This window comes from Peptoniphilus sp. HCN-40583 (assembly GCF_037892835.1).
In the GTDB taxonomy this organism is placed as follows: domain Bacteria; phylum Bacillota; class Clostridia; order Tissierellales; family Peptoniphilaceae; genus Aedoeadaptatus; species Aedoeadaptatus rachelemmaiella.
Genome location: NZ_JBBKBU010000002.1, coordinates 84780 through 106826, shown reverse-complemented (window position 1 = coordinate 106826; position 22047 = coordinate 84780). Strand labels below are relative to the sequence as shown.

General features: G+C 42.1%; 44 protein-coding genes and 2 tRNA genes. 40 read left to right on the top strand and 6 right to left on the bottom strand.

All coding sequences use genetic code 11. The annotated features are described in order from the left end of the window. The first annotated feature begins 81 nt into the window (after positions 1-81). From WKT05_RS01410 to WKT05_RS01395, 4 genes are all read left to right on the top strand, one after another. A complete protein-coding gene (locus WKT05_RS01410; RefSeq protein ID WP_340412611.1) occupies positions 82-1287 on the top strand; it encodes an N-acetylmuramoyl-L-alanine amidase in 1206 nt (401 codons plus the stop codon). A gap of 36 nt (positions 1288-1323) precedes the next feature. Then, positions 1324-1890 (top strand): RdgB/HAM1 family non-canonical purine NTP pyrophosphatase, encoded by a 567-nt coding sequence (rdgB, locus tag WKT05_RS01405; protein WP_340412610.1) that lies wholly within the window; start codon positions 1324-1326, stop codon positions 1888-1890. Positions 1891-1948: 58 nt separating this feature from the next. Then, positions 1949-2025, top strand: a tRNA-His gene (locus WKT05_RS01400). A 35-nt stretch (positions 2026-2060) separates the two neighbouring features. Beyond that, positions 2061-2144, top strand: a tRNA-Leu gene (locus tag WKT05_RS01395). Here the strand turns inward: WKT05_RS01395 and WKT05_RS01390 are convergent. The 6 genes from WKT05_RS01390 to WKT05_RS01365 form a co-directional block, all read right to left on the bottom strand. Continuing rightward, complete coding sequence (locus tag WKT05_RS01390; protein ID WP_340412609.1) at positions 2123-3649, bottom strand: recombinase family protein; 1527 nt, start codon at positions 3647-3649, stop codon at positions 2123-2125. The genes WKT05_RS01395 and WKT05_RS01390 overlap by 22 nt on opposite strands. 102 nt (positions 3650-3751) lie before the next feature. Continuing rightward, entirely contained in the window at positions 3752-4342 is a 591-nt protein-coding gene (locus WKT05_RS01385) for a hypothetical protein (RefSeq protein WP_340412608.1), read from the bottom strand. After that, the gene (locus WKT05_RS01380; protein WP_340412607.1) at positions 4335-4811 is read right to left on the bottom strand and encodes an ImmA/IrrE family metallo-endopeptidase; all 477 of its coding nucleotides are present in this window, start codon (positions 4809-4811) and stop codon (positions 4335-4337) included. The genes WKT05_RS01385 and WKT05_RS01380 overlap by 8 nt, the downstream gene beginning before the upstream one ends. 7 nt (positions 4812-4818) lie before the next feature. Beyond that, positions 4819-5229, bottom strand: a complete 411-nt coding sequence (locus tag WKT05_RS01375) for a helix-turn-helix domain-containing protein (protein ID WP_340412606.1) — start codon at positions 5227-5229, stop codon at positions 4819-4821. 27 nt (positions 5230-5256) lie between these two features. Continuing rightward, the gene (locus WKT05_RS01370) at positions 5257-5934 is read right to left on the bottom strand and encodes a helix-turn-helix transcriptional regulator (protein WP_340412605.1); all 678 of its coding nucleotides are present in this window, start codon (positions 5932-5934) and stop codon (positions 5257-5259) included. A 9-nt stretch (positions 5935-5943) separates the two neighbouring features. Then, positions 5944-6549, bottom strand: a complete 606-nt coding sequence (locus WKT05_RS01365; protein ID WP_340412604.1) for a LexA family protein — start codon at positions 6547-6549, stop codon at positions 5944-5946. A 148-nt stretch (positions 6550-6697) separates the two neighbouring features. Between WKT05_RS01365 and WKT05_RS01360 the strand changes: the two genes are divergently transcribed. From WKT05_RS01360 to WKT05_RS01190, 36 genes are all read left to right on the top strand, one after another. After that, complete coding sequence (locus tag WKT05_RS01360) at positions 6698-6913, top strand: helix-turn-helix transcriptional regulator (RefSeq protein WP_340412603.1); 216 nt, start codon at positions 6698-6700, stop codon at positions 6911-6913. 135 nt (positions 6914-7048) lie between these two features. After that, positions 7049-7279 carry a hypothetical protein gene (locus tag WKT05_RS01355; protein ID WP_340412602.1) on the top strand — a complete coding sequence of 77 codons (231 nt, stop codon included), beginning with the start codon at positions 7049-7051 and terminating at the stop codon, positions 7277-7279. 84 nt (positions 7280-7363) lie between these two features. Further along, positions 7364-7597, top strand: coding sequence for a hypothetical protein (locus WKT05_RS01350; RefSeq protein ID WP_340412601.1), 234 nt, complete (start codon positions 7364-7366; stop codon positions 7595-7597). Positions 7598-7599: 2 nt separating this feature from the next. Then, complete coding sequence (locus WKT05_RS01345; protein WP_340412600.1) at positions 7600-8130, top strand: host-nuclease inhibitor Gam family protein; 531 nt, start codon at positions 7600-7602, stop codon at positions 8128-8130. Between the two features lie 46 nt (positions 8131-8176). Continuing rightward, positions 8177-8932, top strand: coding sequence for a hypothetical protein (locus WKT05_RS01340; protein WP_340412599.1), 756 nt, complete (start codon positions 8177-8179; stop codon positions 8930-8932). A gap of 86 nt (positions 8933-9018) precedes the next feature. Continuing rightward, positions 9019-9894: a helix-turn-helix domain-containing protein gene (locus WKT05_RS01335; protein WP_340412598.1), complete on the top strand. Its 876-nt coding sequence runs from the start codon at positions 9019-9021 to the stop codon at positions 9892-9894. Positions 9895-9915: 21 nt separating this feature from the next. Continuing rightward, entirely contained in the window at positions 9916-10788 is an 873-nt protein-coding gene (locus WKT05_RS01330) for an ATP-binding protein (protein WP_340412597.1), read from the top strand. Beyond that, positions 10769-11275, top strand: coding sequence for a hypothetical protein (locus WKT05_RS01325; RefSeq protein ID WP_340412596.1), 507 nt, complete (start codon positions 10769-10771; stop codon positions 11273-11275). The genes WKT05_RS01330 and WKT05_RS01325 overlap by 20 nt, the downstream gene beginning before the upstream one ends. 268 nt (positions 11276-11543) lie before the next feature. Continuing rightward, the gene (locus WKT05_RS01320) at positions 11544-11732 is read left to right on the top strand and encodes a hypothetical protein (protein ID WP_340412595.1); all 189 of its coding nucleotides are present in this window, start codon (positions 11544-11546) and stop codon (positions 11730-11732) included. Next, a complete protein-coding gene (locus tag WKT05_RS01315; RefSeq protein ID WP_340412594.1) occupies positions 11729-11968 on the top strand; it encodes a DUF968 domain-containing protein in 240 nt (79 codons plus the stop codon). The genes WKT05_RS01320 and WKT05_RS01315 overlap by 4 nt, the downstream gene beginning before the upstream one ends. 8 nt (positions 11969-11976) lie before the next feature. Then, a complete protein-coding gene (locus tag WKT05_RS01310; RefSeq protein WP_340412593.1) occupies positions 11977-12360 on the top strand; it encodes a RusA family crossover junction endodeoxyribonuclease in 384 nt (127 codons plus the stop codon). Next, positions 12350-12652: a hypothetical protein gene (locus WKT05_RS01305; protein WP_340412592.1), complete on the top strand. Its 303-nt coding sequence runs from the start codon at positions 12350-12352 to the stop codon at positions 12650-12652. The genes WKT05_RS01310 and WKT05_RS01305 overlap by 11 nt, the downstream gene beginning before the upstream one ends. Before the next feature lie 26 nt (positions 12653-12678). Further along, positions 12679-12861 carry a hypothetical protein gene (locus tag WKT05_RS01300; RefSeq protein ID WP_340412591.1) on the top strand — a complete coding sequence of 61 codons (183 nt, stop codon included), beginning with the start codon at positions 12679-12681 and terminating at the stop codon, positions 12859-12861. Then, the gene (locus WKT05_RS01295) at positions 12858-13229 is read left to right on the top strand and encodes a helix-turn-helix domain-containing protein (RefSeq protein WP_340412590.1); all 372 of its coding nucleotides are present in this window, start codon (positions 12858-12860) and stop codon (positions 13227-13229) included. Before WKT05_RS01300 ends, WKT05_RS01295 begins: the two co-directional genes overlap by 4 nt. An 18-nt stretch (positions 13230-13247) precedes the next feature. Then, complete coding sequence (locus tag WKT05_RS01290; RefSeq protein WP_340412589.1) at positions 13248-13406, top strand: hypothetical protein; 159 nt, start codon at positions 13248-13250, stop codon at positions 13404-13406. Next, positions 13403-13852 carry a dUTP diphosphatase gene (gene dut / locus WKT05_RS01285; protein WP_340412588.1) on the top strand — a complete coding sequence of 150 codons (450 nt, stop codon included), beginning with the start codon at positions 13403-13405 and terminating at the stop codon, positions 13850-13852. The genes WKT05_RS01290 and dut overlap by 4 nt, the downstream gene beginning before the upstream one ends. Next, a complete protein-coding gene (locus WKT05_RS01280) occupies positions 13852-14304 on the top strand; it encodes a pentapeptide repeat-containing protein (RefSeq protein WP_340412587.1) in 453 nt (150 codons plus the stop codon). The genes dut and WKT05_RS01280 overlap by 1 nt, the downstream gene beginning before the upstream one ends. Continuing rightward, complete coding sequence (locus WKT05_RS01275) at positions 14301-14663, top strand: hypothetical protein (RefSeq protein WP_340412586.1); 363 nt, start codon at positions 14301-14303, stop codon at positions 14661-14663. The genes WKT05_RS01280 and WKT05_RS01275 overlap by 4 nt, the downstream gene beginning before the upstream one ends. A 15-nt stretch (positions 14664-14678) precedes the next feature. Beyond that, on the top strand, positions 14679-15029 hold the full coding sequence (locus WKT05_RS01270) for a hypothetical protein (protein WP_340412585.1): 351 nt from the start codon (positions 14679-14681) through the stop codon (positions 15027-15029). Then, a complete protein-coding gene (locus WKT05_RS01265) occupies positions 15023-15178 on the top strand; it encodes a hypothetical protein (RefSeq protein WP_340412584.1) in 156 nt (51 codons plus the stop codon). Before WKT05_RS01270 ends, WKT05_RS01265 begins: the two co-directional genes overlap by 7 nt. Positions 15179-15345: 167 nt before the next feature. Next, the gene (locus WKT05_RS01260) at positions 15346-15504 is read left to right on the top strand and encodes a hypothetical protein (protein ID WP_340412583.1); all 159 of its coding nucleotides are present in this window, start codon (positions 15346-15348) and stop codon (positions 15502-15504) included. After that, entirely contained in the window at positions 15504-16058 is a 555-nt protein-coding gene (locus WKT05_RS01255; RefSeq protein ID WP_340412582.1) for a YopX family protein, read from the top strand. The genes WKT05_RS01260 and WKT05_RS01255 overlap by 1 nt, the downstream gene beginning before the upstream one ends. Positions 16059-16124: 66 nt before the next feature. After that, a complete protein-coding gene (locus WKT05_RS01250) occupies positions 16125-16313 on the top strand; it encodes a hypothetical protein (RefSeq protein WP_340412581.1) in 189 nt (62 codons plus the stop codon). 229 nt (positions 16314-16542) lie between these two features. Next, positions 16543-16815, top strand: a complete 273-nt coding sequence (locus tag WKT05_RS10610) for a DUF3310 domain-containing protein (RefSeq protein ID WP_445323169.1) — start codon at positions 16543-16545, stop codon at positions 16813-16815. Then, the gene (locus WKT05_RS01245; protein ID WP_340412580.1) at positions 16766-17038 is read left to right on the top strand and encodes a hypothetical protein; all 273 of its coding nucleotides are present in this window, start codon (positions 16766-16768) and stop codon (positions 17036-17038) included. Before WKT05_RS10610 ends, WKT05_RS01245 begins: the two co-directional genes overlap by 50 nt. Further along, the gene (locus tag WKT05_RS01240) at positions 17035-17337 is read left to right on the top strand and encodes a hypothetical protein (protein WP_340412579.1); all 303 of its coding nucleotides are present in this window, start codon (positions 17035-17037) and stop codon (positions 17335-17337) included. The genes WKT05_RS01245 and WKT05_RS01240 overlap by 4 nt, the downstream gene beginning before the upstream one ends. Before the next feature lie 21 nt (positions 17338-17358). After that, positions 17359-17871 carry a pentapeptide repeat-containing protein gene (locus tag WKT05_RS01235; RefSeq protein WP_340412578.1) on the top strand — a complete coding sequence of 171 codons (513 nt, stop codon included), beginning with the start codon at positions 17359-17361 and terminating at the stop codon, positions 17869-17871. Beyond that, entirely contained in the window at positions 17868-18464 is a 597-nt protein-coding gene (gene thyX / locus WKT05_RS01230) for an FAD-dependent thymidylate synthase (protein ID WP_340412577.1), read from the top strand. Before WKT05_RS01235 ends, thyX begins: the two co-directional genes overlap by 4 nt. A 16-nt stretch (positions 18465-18480) precedes the next feature. After that, positions 18481-19287 (top strand): DNA-methyltransferase, encoded by an 807-nt coding sequence (locus WKT05_RS01225; protein WP_340412576.1) that lies wholly within the window; start codon positions 18481-18483, stop codon positions 19285-19287. Positions 19288-19339: 52 nt separating this feature from the next. After that, positions 19340-19540, top strand: a complete 201-nt coding sequence (locus WKT05_RS01220; RefSeq protein ID WP_340412575.1) for a defense against restriction DarA-related protein — start codon at positions 19340-19342, stop codon at positions 19538-19540. A gap of 39 nt (positions 19541-19579) precedes the next feature. Then, positions 19580-20041: a class I SAM-dependent methyltransferase gene (locus WKT05_RS01215; RefSeq protein WP_340412574.1), complete on the top strand. Its 462-nt coding sequence runs from the start codon at positions 19580-19582 to the stop codon at positions 20039-20041. Beyond that, complete coding sequence (locus WKT05_RS01210; protein WP_340412573.1) at positions 20038-20322, top strand: hypothetical protein; 285 nt, start codon at positions 20038-20040, stop codon at positions 20320-20322. The genes WKT05_RS01215 and WKT05_RS01210 overlap by 4 nt, the downstream gene beginning before the upstream one ends. Before the next feature lie 2 nt (positions 20323-20324). After that, on the top strand, positions 20325-20702 hold the full coding sequence (locus tag WKT05_RS01205; protein ID WP_340412572.1) for a hypothetical protein: 378 nt from the start codon (positions 20325-20327) through the stop codon (positions 20700-20702). A 19-nt stretch (positions 20703-20721) separates the two neighbouring features. Then, positions 20722-21105: a hypothetical protein gene (locus WKT05_RS01200; RefSeq protein ID WP_340412571.1), complete on the top strand. Its 384-nt coding sequence runs from the start codon at positions 20722-20724 to the stop codon at positions 21103-21105. Further along, positions 21102-21482, top strand: a complete 381-nt coding sequence (locus tag WKT05_RS01195; protein ID WP_340412570.1) for a hypothetical protein — start codon at positions 21102-21104, stop codon at positions 21480-21482. The genes WKT05_RS01200 and WKT05_RS01195 overlap by 4 nt, the downstream gene beginning before the upstream one ends. Positions 21483-21605: 123 nt before the next feature. Beyond that, the gene (locus WKT05_RS01190) at positions 21606-22028 is read left to right on the top strand and encodes a hypothetical protein (RefSeq protein ID WP_340412569.1); all 423 of its coding nucleotides are present in this window, start codon (positions 21606-21608) and stop codon (positions 22026-22028) included. Positions 22029-22047: the final 19 nt, after the last annotated feature.

Below are 22047 nucleotides of genomic sequence, written 5' to 3'. Positions count from 1 at the left end.
AGACGCTGGAGCGTTTGACTTTTAAGAGGTCGGGAACCATAATATTAGTGACAAAGTGTTACCAATTTGAAGGAGGTTCCCTTGAAACGTTTATTACAAAGTTTCGCCCTATGCTTTTCATTCCTTTTCATACTTACAGGTTATTCGGAAGCGGCCGGCGCGACGATGCGCGTAAAAACCAACGGAAGCAATCGAAATGTCAGTGTCGCCAATGTAAAAGTAAATGGCTTTGACTTATACAGTGACTATAAACCCTATGTGGACAACGGCCGCACCTTCGTTCCCATTCGAGAACTCACGGAGCTTATGGGCGCCAATGTCACTTGGAATCAAAAGACCCAATCGGTAAGCATCTCCATGATGGACAAAGACGTGAAGCTGAAGATTAACAGCTCCGTCGTCTACGTGAACGGAAAGAAAATGCGAATCGACGCGGCCTCCGTTCCCAGATTGACGCAATACGTGGCTCAAAACAACGACAGCAAGACCATGGTACCTCTTCGTTTCCTGTCGGAGTCCTTGGGTTTCAGTGTGAAATGGGAACAAGATAAAAGGCTGGCCATGATCGACAACGGCCTGGCACGGGCACCGCAGCCCTTGGAAAAGGCAAAGCCTGTTCAAGAGGCGAAGAAGCCTGCGGAAAAAACGAAAGCGCCCATGCCTTCGCCGAAAGTCAATGAAGCGAAGCCGCAGCCCATGGAGCCGGGTCAAAAGAAAAACCTGACCATCGTTTTAGACCCTGGTCACGGCGGTAAAGATTCCGGTGCCGTCGCCGAAGATAAAACCACGGAAAAATCACTGACACTTCGCTTGGCACCCAGAGTAGAAGCCATGCTTAGGGCGAAAGGTTATAATGTCATTATGACCCGCACCACCGATGAATTTATCGCATTAAGTGAGCGGGCGGACATTGCCAATCGTAACAATGCGGATCTGTTCGTGAGCATGCATTTTAACTCTGCAGGCGGCCCTTCGGCCTACGGTATCGAAGTGCTTTATGCATCGGAAAATGATGTCGCGCTGAAAAAAGATTGCGGCGATCAAACGAAACTGGCTAGAGAAATTTTAAACGCCGTGCTGAAGGAAACCGGTGCAAACAGTCGCGGCATTAAAAATCGTCCCGAACTGGCCGTGCTTCGTCGCACGAATATGACAGCCTGCTTAATCGAAGGCGGTTTTATGTCCAATCCCGACGAGCTCGAACAAATAAAAAGCGACAGCTATTTGGACAAATTGGCCAATGGCATCGTCAAGGGAATCGAAAACTACAATCGCAAATACATGTAAGGAAGGCGGGAGCCTTCCTTTTTTAAAGGAGAACGCATGAACATCATCCTATCCACAGACAACGCACACAAGCTAAAAGAAATCCGCGAATTGGTCGACGGGAAGTTTCGCGTTTTAACAAAGACCGAGGCCGGGTACGGCGACATTCATCCCGTGGAAGACGGCGATACCCTTCAAGCCAATGCCATGAAAAAAATTGAGTCCTTGGAAGGTGAAATCGTCATTGGCGACGACACGGGCCTATTCGTGAGCGCTCTTCAAGGGCGCCCCGGCGTCTATTCCGCCCGCTACGCCGGTGAAGAGGGAAATGACGAAAAAAATCGCGAGAAACTCTTGCGGGAAATGGAAGGAAAAATCGATCGCAGCGCTTATTTTAAAACCGTTATCGCCGTAAAAAGAGGCGATGAAATCTATACGGTGGAAGGAATCTGTCCGGGACATATCACCGAGTCGCCTCGAGGCGAGGGCGGATTCGGCTACGATCCCCTCTTTATTCCCGAAGGTTACGACAAAACCTTCGCAGAAATGGCCGATGCCGAGAAGAATGCCGTCAGTCACCGCGGTCGGGCTTTGCGGGCATTTGTCGAAACCTTAAAAAGCTAAAAAACATTTGACATGGGTATTAAATGATGTTAATATGTATCCATCGTCAAATTTTGTGGTGGGTATGGCCTAGTCGGTTAAGGCGCCAGATTGTGGTCCTGGAGATCGTGGGTTCGATTCCCACTATCCACCCCATAATCCTTCGGGATTTCAACTCGCTTTGCGAGTATGCGGGAATGGCGGAATTGGCAGACGCGCTAGACTTAGGATCTAGTGTCAACGACGTGGGGGTTCAAGTCCTCTTTCCCGCACCATCCCTATTCCCATTGGATAAGATTTCCGGATTAATCATCCGCATCTTAATCTGTATAGAGGAATGACGATAAACGATACTTTCTATGAACATGGAGAGTATCGTTTTTTGTTTTTCGGGGGAGAAGTCCTCGATGGAAGAATGGCTGTTGAGGAAGTCCTCAATTTGCTTTCTTAGAACTTTATCTTGATCTTCATAAGAAATGATCTTTTCCATGTCGCTTAATAAAGCGGCTTTTTTATTTTCAAGGTCTTTTAGCTTCTCGTACATTGCCGGGGTAGAAGCACCGTTGGCGATGGCATCGACGATACGGTTAATTTGGTTTGTCGTTGTGAGCAATTCGGCGTTATAGTCTACCTTGTTCTTATTGGCGTCGCTGTCTCTGTAAATTCGGCTGTATTGTTCGATGGCTTCGGCCACGATCTTTTTGTTATGTTCGGTGAAAATGGCCCGATCAAAGCGTTTTTTCACCGCCGTTTCGATCTTGTCGGCATTTACGGAAGAACAGTAATCAGTCTTCCTGTTCGATGTGCAGCGGTAGTAGTAGTATTCACGCCCCGTGGATGACCGTCTCATGCATCCGGACATTTTCTCGCCGCAAGAATCGCATACGAGAATCCCGGACAATATATACGTTCTTTTCGCTTTAAGGCCTCCGCCAACGTGTTTGTTTTTTTCTCTTCTCATTTGTACAATCTCCCATGCATCCTTAGAAATAATTGACGGTATCTTTCCTTCCAGTACGATCATATCTTTTCGATCACGTTCAGCATGATTGTTTCTTTTCTTCGCAAAGCCGTCGTAATCCTCCCGGCGATAAACATAGTTGCCAATGTATTTTTCGTTGCGTAAGATCTCATAGAGTGAGTTTCTTCCGAAAGGGCGTCCTTTTTTCGTCTTATAACCATCATGGTTTAGTTTCTTTATAATGTCGTTATAAGAGTGCCCGTTTCCGTACATCTCGAAGATGATTCGAATGGCCCGTGCTTCCCATTCGTTGATGATGTAATCCCCGGCATGGTCAATATCATAACCTAATGGGGGAGTACCGCCGTTGAATTTTCCTTTGTAGGCATTTTCGCTCATTCCCTTTTTAACTTCACGGGAAAGGTTCCTGGAGTAATATTCACTCATGCCTTCTAGCACAGATTCCAATATAAGGCTCTCAGGGCTATCGTCCAGGTTTTCAAGCACAGATAGGACTCGTACCCCGTTTTCTTTCAATCGGCGCTTGTAAATGGCGCTGTCGTACTTAGAACGTGTAAAGCGATCCAGCTTATGGACGACAACGTAATCAAAAGCGTGCGCGTCGCTTGCATCAATCATGGATTGGAATTCCGGACGTTCATCAGACGTGCCGGAAATACCCTCATCTTTGTATTTGTGTATAAGTAAAATGTCGTTACGGTAGCAGTAATCCTCGATAGCCCTAAATTGAGCATCGATCGATTCTTCCCGCTGCATATCCGTCGAATATCTGGCGTATGCCACGGCTTTCTTCATCATTGCCTCCTACTTGAGGCCATGGTATAATATAACCATCTGCGGGCTTACCATAGCCTGATCTACGACCCCTGTTCTCATGCCCGAGAGCGGGGGTTTTGTTATTTAATCTTCATCTGCGTAGTCGCCACTATCGTCCGGCCATTCTACTTCATCAAAAAGCCCCATATCGTTTAGCTTGTCTTCCTCTTCTTGAACCATGCTGTAACAATCTTCAAATCGACGATCTTGTTTTTCATAGTTAGCATACGAATCCATGTGTATCAATTGGAAGCCCTCGTCATTGACGACTGATCGATCCTTACCGTATACATAAAACGCATGGCAAAACGTCATGTAATCAAAGTAGGCCTTTTTAAGGGCGTCGATGGATTCCGTATTCAGCTGAATAGCCTTTTCAAATTCTTCAGATTGAATTTCCTCGGTGTATTCCTCTGCGCTCTCTAGCATGTTGAAAAAGATTTGGTGCATACTTCCGCCGCTATCGTCCTCAAAATCAATTCCGTTCGTATTTATCGGACGTTCAAGCATGGCATAGTACTCTTCCGTTGCTTGATTAATGTAGGATTTCATGTAGATATAGGATTGAGCATCTTTCTTCAGCTTGGCTTCATGGCCGATCTCGCATCCGGTTAGAGCGAATAAAGAAAGAAGAATCACTAGGGTATAGACCATGCGCCTAATTGTTTTATTCATACATACCTCCATTTACAAGCCCTCGAATGTTTGTTCTGTTCCGCTTAAAAAAATTTAAAAGAATGGCTTCATCAATTCCTGACAATGCGCTGATTTGCTTTATGTTTAGGTGTTCAATTTCCCCTCGGTCGAATGACAGCAGCTTTAATGCACACGCAAAGTCATCGGCTTCATTTTCATACCTATTTACAACTTGTGATGTGTTGTTCAGAAGAAAGATTGCATTGTCGTCATGACCGCAAACAATATGTCCAATCTCATGCAGACAAGTAAAATCTTGTTCATTTTTGCTATAGAGATCATTTATATAAATGACCGGCATTCTATATTTCTTCAAAGTAAACCCTTTGAGCTGGCATGGCATCTTTTTGCGTACGATTACATAGTCTTTATATTCGGCAATAAGAAGCGGATCAGCCGAACCGCACTCTCTAAATATTTTATTTGCCTTTTTTAAAGCTATTCCCATGGCACGCTCACTTAAATTTTTTAGGCGTAAACTTTTCTTTAGATTTAATCTTCGCCAATGTTAGAGTGTTTTCGATTTGATCTAAAATAAATTCCTTTACTTCATCAGTGATTTCTTCGCCGTCAAGGGACATTCTCAAAGATCCGTTTTCCAGGCTCTGTTTCATTTCTTCAACATTGCGAGCAATGTCTCTTTCGTTGGTGCGCGTTAACATTGGATTTGAAGAGCGCCCAATAAGATAATCAGCGCTCACGTTGAGTTGCTTTGCGATTTCTCTTAATTCGTCATCTCTGACGGCCCTATCGCCTTTTTCAATACGGCTCATAACACTTTTATTGATATTCGCCATCTTAGCTAGGTCTGCCTGGAAAATTCCTTTGCTTTCTCTAGCGTCACGTATTCTGTGACCAGTACACATAAATCTACACCTCCACGAAATAAAACCTTACTTGTTGTTTTTCGGAGTAAATTTACCCTTGACCTTGATTTCCGCAATAATTAAAGTATTCTCCAATTGGTCAAGTATGAATTCTTTTACTTCTTCGCTAATTTCTTCTCCATCCAAAGTTATTCGTAGCATCTCGCTTTCTAGCTTGTTGCGAATATCCCTAAATTCAGAAGCTACATCGATCTCGTTGCTGGTTTTCAATCGTGTCGTATTACTTCCTCCCAATAGGTAATCAACAGATACGTCATATAGATCCGCTAAAAATACAAGGGTTTTAGCATTTGGTATCGTCTTTCCTTGTTCATAGAATCCATAGGCACTTGTAGATATGCCTAGCTTTATAGCGATGTCTTCCTGTGAAAATCTATTTAAGCGTCGGAGTTCTCTCATTCTGTTAGGTAGCTTCATAGTCGACCACCCCTCGACGTTCTTAGAGACATCTGTTTCATCCTTACGGTTGAGTGACGGGTTCGAAGATCTTCCTTGAAGATAGTCGATAGTGACGCCATAGAAATCTGCGAATAGTGACATTGTGGCGAGGTCCGGTGTCCGAGTCCCCTGTTCATAGTTCCCTAAAGTTGATCTCGAAAACCCGAGCGTATCTGCGACGGCTTGTTGAGATAAGTCTTCCTTGGCTCGTAGTTTTTTAAGAGTATACGGTAATCCAGATGCCATTATAACCCCCTAAAATTTTAGCCTCGCCTCTATAACCTTCCCAATAATTTGTACGGGAAGGTTTTTTATATCATTATTAGTGTAAAAGTGCGGAGGATATACCGTCGGGTTAAACGCAATAAGCGTTATACCATCAGGTCCTTTCTGAACCTTTTTAAACGTAGCCTCATCGCCGTTTATAAGCACAATAGCAAGTTCTCCGTTATTAACGTCATTTTGTTTCTTCACGATCACTACGTCGCCTTCGGAGATCCGCGGCTCCATGCTTGATCCTTTTACACGTAGACCATAAAAAACGCCATGATTTTCCCATTTTTTTGGGAGTTCTTCCCATTCGATAATATCTTCCATGGCAATAAGTGGATTCCCGGCAGAAACAGATCCAAATACTGGTACTTTAAAAGAATTTTTTTCGCCGTCAGAAATAATCGACTCGACAGTCGTTTCGAGAGCGGTTGCTATGTCGTTCAGTGTTTCAAGGCTGGGGTTATAACGCCCCCTTTCGACGTCGGCAAAATATGTTCTTGATATCTTGGCCCTTTTTGCCGTTTCGGCCTGCGTTAGTTTTAGATTGTTTCTAATCGTTTTAATTCGTTGGCCTATCACATTCGTCACAGGGCACCTCCTAAAAGTACGGTCATACCGTCCTTGTGGGTATATTATACCCCAACATTCTTCAAAATGTCGGAAATACTTTGAAAAAGTGCTTGACGATGTGACGGTTATACACTACAATGTAATTAAGTTTGAAAGGGGGGATAGAATGACATTGGGAGAAGCTATAAAAGAAAAACGCATTCAAAAGGGAATGACGCAACTCGAATTGTCGCAGGAAATTGACGTTTCAAGGACATTTCTTGGAGATTTAGAATGCGACAGATATACGCCGAGTTATAAAACACTTAAAAAATTAGCGTTAACACTAGATTTGGACGTAAATTTTTTATTAAGAAATGACGGAAATACAATTCATGATTAAACGCAAGCGGTGTCGAAAGTGAGAGTGAAATCATGCAAGTTGAAGTAATCAACGCCGGATTGATTGATTCGGACGCGTTCAAAGGCTTTATTCGGTTGATCGGGATTGAATTCGAAAACTGGAAGGAGAAAAGAAATGAGACGGAAGAAGAGACTGATTTGTAGGAGCTTCTACTATAACGATCCGGAAGCGGTCGCTAATCGAATCGCACTTATAGCCGCCATATTAGTAATCACGTTTCTTGCTGGCATGGCCGCTGGAAGTAAAGCGGACGTTTATGCAGATAGCGTGAGTATGCAACCCGTTAAAAAAGCAGAATGGGCTGTGGAATATAGCAAAGAAAATGGAGAATATCCATTCCAATAAAAAAGCCCCACGACAAGGCAACTGTCATGGGACTGCGAAATGTAACACCATCATTATACCACATACCACAAAAGGAGATCAAAGATGGATTTAACCAGAATAACAACTCAATTGCACGGATGTGCAGCAGATATCAACCGTTGCATGGAAAAGATCGAATCTGGAAAGAAGGCTGAAGCAACACTTCCGGATTTAATAAACAAACAAGCAACACTAATATTGAGTCTTAAATACGTGACAGACATGGAGTCCGACAATCCGATGCCATTCGACGAATTCGTTGAGAACATCCGTGAAACGCTGAAAAGGGGAGTATAAAAATGACTGAATTACAAGCCGTTGAACAACAAGCACCAGAGCAAAACGAAGCGTGGAAAATTCGCTCACTTGAAGATGCAGATTGGGCAATTAGAACAATCCGAGATGCAGAAAAGAACAGAGACCAAAAACTCGAATACATCAAGCGTGAAAAAGAACGCTTGAAAGCCTTCGAGGACAAAGTGAAAAAAGACGAAATCGAAGAGACAGCCTTTCTTCGAACTTGCCTATCCGATTATATCGCCGAACAAAAGGAAGAAAATCCGAAATTCAAACTTCAAACGCTGAACGGATCCGCCAGCGTACGGACAACAAAGAGATGGACGTACGACGACGATGCCGTAATGGCGTCACTAAAGAAAGATGATGACTTGAAGTCTTATATCCGGATCAAGGAAGAGATTAACAAGGCACAGATGAAGAAGGATTTTGTCGTCACCGGATCAGGAGCCGTGGCAACAAAGGATGGCGAGGTAATTGACGGAATCACCGTAACATTGGAAAAATCCCTGTCGCTGAAATACACAGATTGATAGGGGTACTACATGTACCCCTCTAAAACCTTGAAAGGTGGCTATTATGTGGAACATCAGACCATTACGAGCCGATGAGATAGAGGTTCGGGCTCAAATAGTAAATGCTAACGGATTTTCAGTCCTTCTGTATAAAAACGCAAGGGCTGATATGAATGTCTTAGATGAGACGTTCGGGCCTTCCAACTGGCAACGTCGCCATTTAGTTGTCAAAAATAACTTATTCTGTTCCGTCCTAATTTGGGACGACGAAAAGAAAGAATGGATTGAGAAACAGGATGTAGGAAAGCCCTCCAATGCAGAGGCAGAGAAGGGCGAGGCTTCCGACTCCTTTAAGCGGGCATGTACCAACATCGGCATCGGCAGGGAACTATACACGGCACCCTTTATATGGATTAGATCCTTGAAAGACGAAATTGATTCCAGCAGCGGGAAACCCAGACTAAGTTACAAGGTTAAGATCCATGTTCACAGAATAGAGTATTCAGAAAAGAAGATTTCGTTCTTACAACTTGCAGATGAGGCCGGAAACATTCGGTTTACCTATCCACAAGGCAGTGGAGGAAATGCTCCACAAGAGCCTCAAACGCAAAATCAAGGGCAGCACAACACAAAGCAAGGGCAACAGCGTGAAGGCGTCTTAAGTGAGATCGTAGACTTTGTAAATGCAAAAAAAATCCCACCGCAAGCCGTTAGCGAGATGGTTCACCAAAAATTTAAAAAACAATCGACGGATGCGCTTAATGTTGGAGAACTGAAGGCATTGTTAAACGCCTTGAGACAAGCCTACGGAAGTAGGTGAGTCTGTCGAAAAAAGAATCATCTTTCCTAAAGAAGAGCACGTTTCTAAATTAAGATCACTAATCATTGAATATAAAGAGGAGAATCATGACACAAAACATTAATCAGACTATGAACGATTATCCAGAAGATGAATTCAAACCAATGGCATCCGCTTTTTCTATCCTTCCGGATGCCATTGTAAACGACGAAAGGCTATCTGATGGAGAGATCATTCTATTCGCAAGATTAATGTCGCTCGTCAAAAAAGAAGGCTATTGTTGGGCCACGAATGAATACCTTTCACAGAAATGTAGGAAGTCGAAGAAGACAATCAGCCGGTACTTAACTCACTTAGAAGAATGCGGACACATAAAAAGAGATGTTGTCCGCAACGGAAACAGCGAGGTAGTCATACGTAAAATATTCATTATCACATTCTTTTCTGCACCGACAAATGAGGATCAATCAAAAGATTCAAACATCGCAAATGAAGAAAAAATTCAAACCACTCAATCTGAAAATGGAGAAATTGATGGACAGGCGTGCGGAGAGGTATGGACACCAGCGGGGGGAGGTATGGACACAGACGAGAACCCCCTCTCCCCAAATATGAGGAGAGGTATGGACACAGAGGTTAAAGAGAATAATATAAAAGAATATATAACTGAATATATAAATAATAACTCTTTACACCCGAATGTGCGTGAGGCCCTTCTGGAATTTTGTGCCATGCGATTTGAGATGGAGAAGGGAGATAAAAGTAAGCCGTTCACAGTAAGAGCATTTAAGTTAATCATAAACAGACTGAATGAACTTGCTCAGGATAACGAAACAAAGGTCAAGATATTGAATAACAGCATCATGAACAATTGGCAAGGCGTTTTTCCGCTTCGCGGAAACTATTCAGAGAAAGGGAAAGAAACAGAAGGTATGCGAAATGGAACGTACGACGCCTATTTCAATTCGGCCATAAGCAATTAAGCCTTGCAGAGAGGAGAACGAATGAACGAGTTTCTGAAACGCCTCCAAGAAGAGGAGGAAGCAATAGCGAAAGGAAGGTACCACGAGGCATCGGACATTGCACCTAATTGCGATTTAAACAGTCTAAGCGATGTTGGGAAGAAGTGTACATTCACCATTTTCGGAGGGGAATACACCATCGAAGCAAGTTCGCCACGTCAGCAAGAAATCAATCGCCGACAACGCGAAAAGGATAAAGAGGACGAGATCAGAAGACGTAAGGAATCCCTTAGGCGAAGGGCTTTCACTGATGTGTACAACTATGGATTTTTCAACTTCGAGATTGACGAAGGCAACAAGATGTATCACGAATACGCTCTAAGCTACGTTCGGAATTTCAAAGCAAATAAAGACGAGAACATCGGAATGATTTTCTTCGGAAAGCCGGGGACAGGGAAGAGCCACCTAGCTTTCAGCATCGCAAACAATTTACTGGAATTCGGTTATCACGTCATTGTGTTAAGCCAAACGGGTTTAATGCAAGAAATTAAGCGTGTTTCAAAATTTGGAACGCAAGGGGAAGTAGAATTCTTTGATGAAATTTCGAGGTGTGACTTGCTTGTCCTGGACGACTTAGGTGTTGGTGGCCGAAGCGAATGGGAGCTATCGCAAATATACAAAGCCATCGATGATCGCTATAGGTCAAATCTCCCGACAATTGTCACAACGAATTTAACCATGGCTGAATTATGCAGATATCTAAGCTATGACGGCGTGGATCGGACGTTTGATCGACTTATGGAAATGTGCCCGGTACCTGTTGAATTTACGAATAAACCTAGACGTGTAGGCGCGGCGAAGAAGAAGAGAGATAGCTTCCTGCGGAGGGTCAAAAATGAAAGTAACAGCATCTAAACATAGCCAATATCAAGATCAAGACGGCATCGGCTACATCACCTTCCGTGTAGATAACTTCGGACACTATAAAAAACTTGAAGGGATCGAGGGGAGCGACAAGCTAAGCCTTGATATTGAAAAGGCACGAGGCCATCGAAGCCTGGATCAAAACCGTAAAATGTGGGCACTCATACGAGACATTGACAAGGCGACAAATGGCCATTTATCGAATGACCAAATGACGATATACGCCAATGCACTAAGACAAGCCGGCGTAAAAAGTGAACAGATCATCGTGGACTTAAAAGCGGAAAAGGATCTTCGGAGACTGTTTCGAGCGGTGGAATTCATACAGCCTTATGACAACGAGAAGGCCGTGTTCCGGTGCTACTACGGTTCTTCCACGTTCACCACGAAAGAAATGTCGGACTTGATAGAGGTACTACTCATCATGGCAAGCGAAGCGGGCCTAGATACGGGCTATTGGAGGGCGGTATTCGGGTGAAATTTACGCAAGACGAGAAAGACTTCATGGCCATGATCGGCCATAGCGCAGAGCGAGCGGTGCGGTGTAGGGACTTACCCATCACGCCACGTGAGGCACGGCTTTTAACGGCATCGTTGAGAGAGAAGGGCGTGCCGGTTGTTACAGGGGACAATGGGTACTGGATCGCCACGAAACAGGCAGAGATTGATCGTACCGTGGCTGTGTTGAGGGCAAAAGGAATCAAGACCTTAGCCGCAGCAGAGAATCTAAAGGCATGTAGAATCTCATGACCTATGAAGATGCGAAGAAGGCGTTCAATGACCGCTCTAAGGTGAGACATAAAGGGATCGAGTACCAGCAGATTAACGCCATTATCTTTCGCCGGATTGACGGCGAGAAAGTAATTCAACTGGAATTACAAGATACGAAAGCCAAGTCTGTAACCATTGCAAGACTAGAAGGGGTGAGTTTATGAGTTGCTACTTTTGCGGGAATCCGCAGACGGAGACACACCACCTAATTTTCGGCCGCGGGTTACGAAAATTAAGCGATCTCTATGGATTGGTGATCCAGCTTTGCCGGGCCTGTCATAGGGAACTACACAAAAACCCGAGCATGATGGCATGGAGCAGGGCCGAGGGTCAACGACGATTTGAAGCAGAACACGGTCACGAAGAATACATGAAGATCTTCGGGCGAAATTACCTATAGGGGGAAACATGGAGCCAATTCACATAACACTACGAGGGCGGCCAATCACGAAAAAGAACTCTCAAAGGATCGTGCGAGCTGGTGGGTTTAAAAAAATTATACCGAGCGAGCAGTTTGAAAGGTACGAAGAACAATGCGTGTATCAGCTCATGAGAGTTAAAAAGGTGAAAAATAAGCCACTGAATATGCAGTGTGTTTATTACATGCCGACGAGGCACCGCGTAGACCTCGTGAACCTACTTGAAGCAACATGCGACATATTAGTTTCGGCGAACATAATCGAGGACGATAATTGCAAGATCATTGCCGGGCACGACGGTTCAAGGGTGTTGTACGACAAAGAGGATCCGAGAGTAGAGATAACACTGACGGAGGTAAGCGATGAAGGCTAACGATTTTCTGAAGCTTGATACATGGGTGTTGGTTGAAAAAGAATGGCTTAATCCAACAAATGGAAAATTAAGAAATACGGGAAAAGTCTTAGGGCCATTTGCAAGCGGCGGAGAAGCATTAAGCTACGCAATGGGATTAGGCGGAGGATCGGCATTTTGGCAAGGCGATAACGGAGAGGGTCGGATAGCATACTTAGACAGAAATCAAGCGTTGGAAAACAAAGATTTTGAAGAGGAAGGGTTTCCCGGCTATGCGCGTTATTTTTGGCTCCATGAAAAGCTTGAAAGATAGCTAGATTAAAGAATTGAGGCATCGAAATGAAAGAGAAGATTTCAATGATTCTTCAGATTTTTGTCGGATACATGAAATCTGAAAATCTTGGGCTTGCAATCTTTAAAGACGGAAGCCTTGTGTTTGTGGATCAAGACACCAATGAGCAGTGGAGGATAACGCCTGAAAACTTACAGAGACTTTACGATGATTATGAGGCTTGGATATGAAAGAAACGCTTTATGACCGTGTTTTAAGACTGGCGACTGAAAGCAGAATGACCATAGCGGATGTGGAAAAAGAAGCGAAATTAGGAAACGGATCCATTAGGAGATGGAAAAAATCTATACCATCGGCAGACAAGCTGCATAGAGTATCCAATCTTTTCGGAGTTAGCATGGAAGCGCTTTTAGGCTATGAAGAAACGCCATTACACGATTATCGTACTACGGTTGTTGTCATTGATAAATTCACCTATATGGTAACGGCAGAAAGTGAAGAAAAAGCACAAACAAAAGCGGTTAAGAGGTTTTCACAACTATATCCCGATAACACGGTCTTTTGTATCGAAATAAACAGGTTAGATGACCCGAAATAAATGCGGAGGAGATAACGGATGCTGATTAAGGATTTAATCCACGAATTAAGCTATTTTCCGCCGGATTACGAGATATCCGTTTTTGGATATGTAGACGGCGAAGAGTACGAGTTTGAGATCGACGAGGTTGACGGGGACATAATTCCAATGATTATTATGCACGGAGGGAAAGTTTGAACTACTGGAATAAAAAAATGTATTACTTAATGACTGAAAGCGATGCAAAAGAGCCGAAGTATGGCACCGAAGATTCAGCAGGTGTCGATATTTATTACAACGGAAGCGTACCGGTGACAATCGGCCCCGGTTCATTGGCAGAGCTGGAGACCCACCTGGCGGTTGAAATTCCGCACGGTTGTTTTGGGATGCTGGTCGTGCGGTCGGGCTACGGTTGGCGCGGATTATCGATGTTAAATTCCGTCGGGATAATCGATTGCGATTATCGCGGAGAGATCGGGATTAAGTTGGTTAATCACGGGCATGAAATTATAACCATTGAACCGGGTGTAAGGGTGGCGCAAATGATCGTTATTCCATATTTGCGGGTGGACTTAGAACGTGTTGGAGAGCTTGGAGAGACAGAACGAGGCACCGGCGGCTTTGGGAGTACGGGGGTGCGGTGATGGACAAAGAAAAATTGAGAGCGATCTTAAAAAAACACAAAAAGTGGATTGATTATGATGATGGCGGGGAGCGTGCAGATCTAAGTGATACAGATCTAAGTGGTGAAAATTTAAGTGGTGCAGATTTAAGACATGCAAATTTAGAAGAAGCAGATCTAACACAAGCAGATTTAAGATATGCAAATTTAAGACATGCCATAACAGAACAGATGGTGGGCAAAAGTGTCATATCTGTGCAAGTAGATACATCAAGACCAAATAACACCATTTCTTATTGGGTAGATTTGGGCATTTGGACGACGGGGTGTTTCCAAGGATCACTAGATGAATTAAAAGAAAAAATAGAAGAAACACACAAAGATAATGCGTTTTTAAGAGAACGATACTATCGTGTAATTCACTTTATTTTGCAAGAAGCCGATGAAGATAATGGAAGAATCGAGGGAAAATGATGAGTGATTATTATTTCTTAAATGAATGCCAAGAATTAAAAAAACTGATTGCGGAGAATCCGGACTTACCGCTGATGTTTTTTGCCGAAGACACAGGGTATGACAATGCTTATGTTTATATGTCATGTAGTTTAGTCAAAGCAGAAAAGGGTGAGGTTTTGGACTGCTATCAAGACATAAATGACGAAAAGTTATTTGCAAGTCGTGATGAATTTGAAGAAGAAGTAGAATATGCTTTAGCGTGGATGGATGGAACTAAAGATCTTAGTGATAAAGAGTTTGATGAACTTGTAAAAAGTGAGATTGCTAAATACGACGACAAGTGGAAAGACTGCATAATCGTTTATGTGGGGAATTGAGATAAAGGAGAAAAAATGACAGAATTATCCGACTTAATCAGTCGCAAGAGAATCCGATACGAACTCGGAGAATCGACCATGCCAAAAAAATATAGAGATTTTTGTTTGCGAGTAATTGATGATGTAAGTTTGACACCATCAATAAATATAAACACGCCAAAAGAAGATTTTAGAGATTGGATTATAGATAATTGGACTACCACAGTTTATGACGGTATTGATTACGGATTAGAAACAATGGTGGTCAACGCTAAAAAAGACATGAACGACGTGGTGGATAGAGATGAAACAGTAGATTATATATCAGAAATATTAAAAGAGGGGTTGTTAAATGTGCTAGATACTTATGAGGCGGAATTATGGTGAGGTTTAAAGAAGAAACTAAAATCCAATTAAAAAAGATAATGTGGGATCTTGATTATGAAGCATCTGAATATGATTGGGGAAGTGAAGAATATGAATTTTTATTAGATATTGTATGTGAAATTGAAGATGAAATGAGGAAGAGTAAATGAAAGAATTTAGAATAACATTATTTTTTTGAAACTGATGACGATTGGACTGAAAAAGATGTAAAGGAAATGATCGAAAGAGTTATAGATCCTATATATCATTTAGGCGATGTAAGTATCGGCGAACTAAAAGTGGAAGAAAGAGAGGTGGAAGGACGAAAGTTTTTATAGTGATGGACACAACAGAAAAGACTGGTCGAGAATCAATCATTGGTGTTTTTGAATCATTAAAAGAGGCAAGAGAAGCCCTTGCTGATCATGTTTTAAACACAAAAGCGGATAGAATAGAGCCTTGTTATGTGGATATATTTGAAGAGGAGTTAAAGTAATGAAGACACTAAAACTTAAAGCATTTCACAAAGTTAGAAAAGAAATATATCATGTATCATTCATGAACTTCGACCATAACACAGTTATTTTGGTATGTGAAAAGACGGCTAATGGGGAGTGTTATGAAGTAGAATCTTTAAAGAATGTTGTGATAATGATGTGCACAAATTTAAAGGACAATGAGGGCACAGACATTTATGAGGGCAATGTTGTAGAACATTTTGATGGAGAATACTATTTTACTGGCGTTGTGACATATAGCCCATTTGGTTGGTATGTAAAATCTAAATATGACAACATCTCTTTTGAGCATTTCGCCGACGAAACTAGCGAGACGGCGGACTGCAAGGTAATCGGAAATATATACGAGACGGAAAAAGAGGAAGGAAGCGACAGCTCCGAAGTTTACGCCGATGGATGGCCTGGCCGGGACAGAGAAAAAATTGAAGCGGATAGGCGTGAATTGCGCCAAGCATTTGAAATGATAAAAAAAGGACTTCATATATTCCATGAGCTTGAACATAGCGAAGTTAGCGAAATAGATACGGATTGAATTAGTACTTGACGAAGGGAGAGCGGTCAAGAGTAGCTGACACCAATTAAGAGAAAGGGGTTGGAAATGAAAAAGAAAACTAAACCGATAAAAATAAAAAAGGTGGTCAAGGGACTGATGACCACTGACACAGGGTTCATCGAACATGAATTTTGGGTGCAGCTTACCAAAGACGAAGTTGGCGTGAGTCTTAGCATTGATGATTACACGATCCCGCTGGAACCTTTAGGAATTGATGTTGAGGAAATACGATGAGGTTTTCAGATGGGTTCATCGGAATTGGTGGATTGTAGAAAGACTTCGAGATGAAGAATGAATGTTACGAATGCAAAAATCGGAAGGTAGGATGCCATTCAGATTGTGCCGAATATAAGCAGTATAAAAAGGTTCAAGAATTGGCGAACAAGAAGAGAATAGCTGAAAACATTAATACAGGATACAGCGTTGAAAGTAGAGAAAGAATGAGAAAGAAGGGGATGCTCAAGTGAAAAGTGGAGAAACACCGTCGCATTATGTACTGGAAGGGCTTGACGTAAAGAGCATTGACGTTATTCGGTCAGTGTTAGGCCAGTACGGGTTCATTAAATTTTGCTTAGGGTGTGCGATGAAGTATTTGATTCGTGCCGGGAAGAAAGATTCGTTTTATAAGGACATTGAAAAGGCAGTAAATTTCCTTAACTACATATTGGAGACGAGGGGAGAAGAAGATGCGGAAAGTCATAATATATCACCTGGTCAACGGAAGCACATTTTATGACATTCTTGAAATACCGGAGAGATTATCAAGGTGGTATTCCAATGTAGTATCAAAAAACTTGCACAATTTCACTGATGAAAAAATCATAAGTGCCTATAAACACATTTTTCCATTAAGTGAACCGGCAATAATAAATGCCGATGAAGTTGAATTTGTTGTAATTGAAGATCTGAATGATGAACGAGAAGATCAACAATTCGAGAAAGGCGTGACTTATAGATGAACGGCCATTATGGATTATTCACTTATAACATCTACACGGATAACGAGATAGACCATTATGTTGACAGATACCTATACGGATCCATCGACGGTAGATATCCGGAAAATAACTTGTTAAGAGAATTAGACGAGGAAGAAAGAAATCTACATGCAAGAGAAAGCATTAAAGAAAACCCGCTTCAAATACCGATTGACGTGAGGAAAGTGCTTTTCTATACGAAGGAACTGAACGATGAAGACCTAGAAGGCTATGACATGGTTCTATTGGCGAAGATAGGCGAACCCGTATACGTCGGGTAAGTCGGAAGCAAGGGGAAAATAATGGAGAAGGAACAATTACAGAAAGCTTTGGAAAATCACAAAAAATGGTTAGACAGTGAGTGGAAAGAAGGGGAACCTCTACACTTAATCGGGGAAGATCTAAGGGGTTTAGATTTAAGCAATCTAAACTTGGAGCATGCTTGCTTTGAATGCTCTGATTTAACCGGTGCGAATTTTAAAAACACGAATTTAGCAATCGCGAGTTTAAGTGCTGCATATTTATCGCAGGCAAATTTGAGTGGTGCGAACCTACTTGGTGCAGAATTAATGGAAGCAGATTTGGAAGGGGCAGATTTAAGCGGTGCGTGTTTAGAAGTGGCTTTTATGGAATCAGCAAACCTAAGAAATGCTAATTTAACAGGCGCAAAATTAACAGATGCCGACCTATCGTTTTCTGATTTAAGAGGTGCGGATTTAACAGATACCGACTTAACAGATGCGGATTTTACAAGTGCCGACCTAACAGGTGCGGAACTAAGAAAAAAGAATCATGGGAAAAAGGGGGAACTATGAAATTTGTAGAACAACAGGTGGAATTGCTGAATCACCTTGATTATAAAGAGATGCTAAATAACATCGAAATGGCCGGAAGAATATGCTATCAATCGAAATCAGATTACAGCGTTGAGTCGGGCGAAAAGTTTGTCCGGATGATTATTAAAAGAGGCCATGAGTCCGTTTTAGAACATGGTTCATTAACATTCAAGATTAAAACAAATAGAGCAATTGCCAACGAGATTGTTCGTCATCGATTGGCGAGTTACAGTCAAGAATCCACCAGATACGTTAAGTATGACGACATTGAATTCATCTTAAGGGAAGGTAAGCCATCTGATTTATTTAACGCCATGAACATATTGAAGCAAATAGAAGAGCAATACAAGGCATTCATAGAAAATGGCTATAGGCCCGAAGATGCAAGGGACATTCTTCCGTTATGCACGGCAACAACGTTGGCCATGACAATGAACCTTAGGGAATTAAGACACTTTCTAAAATTAAGACTTGATAAAGCGGCGCACCCTCAAATTAGGGAACTATCAGAAAAGGTCTTAGAAATAGCAAAAAAGGAATTCCCGGTGTTTGTGGAAGATATCAACGAGTAAGAAGGGCGTGAATAGTATGGCGAAGGTAAAGCCTCTAAAGTGCGAGTTATACCGTGACAACTTTCAAAACTACAAGCGTTACGGTATCCCTAAAGCGCAATTAGTTATAGCCGATATACCGTACAGAATCGGCGATGCTGCTTATGCGAGTAATCCGAGCTGGTATAAAGGCGGAGACAATCGAAACGGCGAAAGCAAGTTGGCAAAGTCCTCATTCTTTAAAACCGATGAAACGTTTAGAATCGCAGAATTCATGCACTTTTGTAGCAAGATGCTTGTGAAGGAACCTAAAGAGAGAAACAAGGCTCCGGCGATGATTGTATTCTGTTCCTTTCAACAAATGCCGATGGTAGCGGAGTACGGAAAGAAACATGGATTCAAGAATTCTTATCCGCTTTTCTTTACAAAGAACTATTCGAGCCAGGTTCTAAAAGCGAACATGCGAATTGTAGGGGCCACAGAATTTGCAATGGTGCTTTATCGGGACAAGCTTCCGAAGTTTAATAACGGGAAGGCGGAGACCGGGAAAGGCCGTATGATCTTCAATCATTTTGAATGGCGGAGAGACAACGGAAAAAACTACCCTAAGATCCATCCGACACAAAAACCTATCGGGCTATTAAAAGAACTAATCCAGATTTTCACCGATGAAGGCGATGTTGTGATTGATCCGGTGGCAGGTAGTGGATCAACACTTAGAGCAGCCTATGAACTTAACAAGCCATCTTATGGCTTCGAGGTGGAAAAACAGTTTTATGAAGATGCAGTAGAAAAAATGCTGAAACCAACGATGCAAATTGAATTTCTACGATCAGGCACTTAATGAAAAAGGCGATAACCATGATGTGTAGACGGCTAACGACGTGGGAGGAAATATGTTATTTATTTACGGCATGAGGAATAGACCATTCAGCTTAGGGACTTTTCCGAAAGAAGGTTTTGAACGAGTGGAGCATTTAACAGAATCATCCGACAAAACTTTCGGGGAAAGATACCACGATATTTTAGTTTATACGAGAAAGCTGACAGATCAGGAACTTGACGACTTCGAATTTGATTATATCGGTGGCGTGTGATGGAAGAATGGAGAAGAAGCTATTAGGAGTGGTGAGGAAATGATTCTGGATGCTTGTTGCGGAAGTCAATTATTCTACTTTGACAAAAGCCGAGACGACATAATTACAATGGACATCCGCAAAGAAAAAAACGAAATCCACGGAAAGAAAGTAAATGTAAGCCCGAATATCGTCGGAGATTTTCGAAATATGCCATTCGAAAACGAGACCTTCCACCATGTGATATTCGATCAGCCGCATTTAAAATCTCCCGGAAAGAATTCAATCATGTACGCCCAATATGGCGGGTTAGACAGAAACACATGGGAAGAAGATTTATCCAAAGGATTTTCTGAATGTTGGCGGGTCTTAAAGACGAACGGAACATTAGTCTTTAAATGGTCGGATCACGATGCGAGAGTAGGTGACGTTTTAAAACTGTTTGAAGAGAAACCAATTTATGGCCATCGACGAGGGAAGACAGTATGGGTTGTTTTTGTAAAGCGGGAAGACAACAAATGAAGAAAAAGAAGGTACCCACCTATAACATGACGTGGGATCAGATAGAAAAGATGAAACAGGACGCGAAGACGGAAGGCATCGAGACGGCGGTTGACATGGTTATTGTTCTTTCAATGTTAGTTTTGCGCGATCACTTTGGTTATGGCCGTTTGCGCACCGAACGCTTCGCCGAGCATCTATCCGAACTTATAGAAGACGTAGGGGCGAATAGGCTGAACCTGGACGACATCGCCGATACATTAAGTGAGGAAATGGGAATCGAATTCGAGTGGAGGAAGTAATATTGATTGAAATAAGCGAAAGGAACATATACGAAGTCTTAAGACCGGACCTATTCATTCCAGGTACGAAGCTACTTGGAAAATATCAACTTTGGAGAAATACAGCGGTAACTCCCAATCTTATTTGCTTTAGAAAAGACTTTCACTCGTATGACAGTAACGGCTTCGATCACGGGAATGATGTGTGGTTTGGATTTAATCCAGAAGAAAACACATTAAGACTTAGTTGTTCATCTATGGGTGGAATGTGCGGATTCGTTTTTTCGGAAGAGGATCTAGAAGACAAGCATACAGACTTAGATAGGCAATGTATGGGATTTGCCATAAACCTGGTAAAAGAGTTGATCGAAGAAGGCGTCATAAAAGATAGCAGATCATAGTGCAAGCAGGGAGGCAATAATGGACTACGCAAAGGTTGCAAAGTTACTTAACGAACTGGCTTCGGTCAGTGGTGTAAATATTGACTACTACGGAGATATCAACGGAACGGTTCATTACGGATATTTCACATCTAACTCCGAGGAAATTCCGGAGCAAGCGAATATAAATTACTTCGATATTACAGTGTTTGCAAATTGTAAGCTATGTAATCTTGAAATTTACGATTATAAGACGGTAGGTTTCAGGCTTGACATAACGGACGACGAAGAGATTACGGAAGGTTATTACAGTGAACGGCACTTACTTGAAGCAAGAGATAAATGCGTATCGATTATGAGAAAATTTACGGCCGACAATTTTGAGGCAATCCTATATCGGAGCGAGGAAGAGGGCGGAAAATGACAATAGGGAAGGTTTATTACTTAGCGTGTGTATTTGAAAAAATAAATAAGATGTCGTCCACGATCACTCTTATTTTGTCGGTAGTAGTGCCAATGTTGCTGATTTCACTCTGTTGTTTAAAGTTTGATGAAAGAAAAGGCAAGGTTAACTCTCATGACGTATTGACTGCCACCAAGTACACAAAGTATTCAGTTGTATTGCTTGTTGTAAGTGTTGCTCTAAACGTATTTGTGCCAAGTCGTTCTGATTTTATGATTATAGCAATGACAAAAGATTGCAAGCCAGAACAGATATACAACATGACGAAAGAAGAACTCAAAGGCGGAATTGATTACATTGTAAAGAGCATTGAAGAAGTTAAAAAATATCAGAGGTAAGGCATGAAAGTAATTAACGATAAAGACTTTTTAAAGATAGACTGCTCAAAATACTGGTGGCCATACTGTGCGCTACTAGAGCCTGATATAGCTGAACAATGGTTATAGATGGAGGGATGAAAAATGAGAATAAGTTGCTTTTACAGACTTGAGGACAACGATAATGACAAAAAGGCGGGGCGGCTAGTAGGTTTCGGTACAGAAAGCGAAAAATGCTCAAAAGGAATATTGCATTATAATGTTGCCATTATCGAAACTATTTTGGGAGAACTAAAAACGGTACCTCTTAATTTGGTAGAGACACAGAAGGCTTACCGAATACATCTGAAAGAAAACACAGACTACTTGTTAATCTATAACAAGGAGACAAAACAATATGAAACGGTTGACCGTTTTTCCTTAAACTTATCGTTTGCATTTGGACTCGAATTTGAGCCCGAAGATGCAACGAAGAGATCTGTTTTTAATAATGAACAGCTTAGAATATTGATAAGTGATGGTACGATCGATTTAGAAAAATATACCTTGAAAGAGCTGGGAGTTTAGTAAAACAAACTGAAGTTAC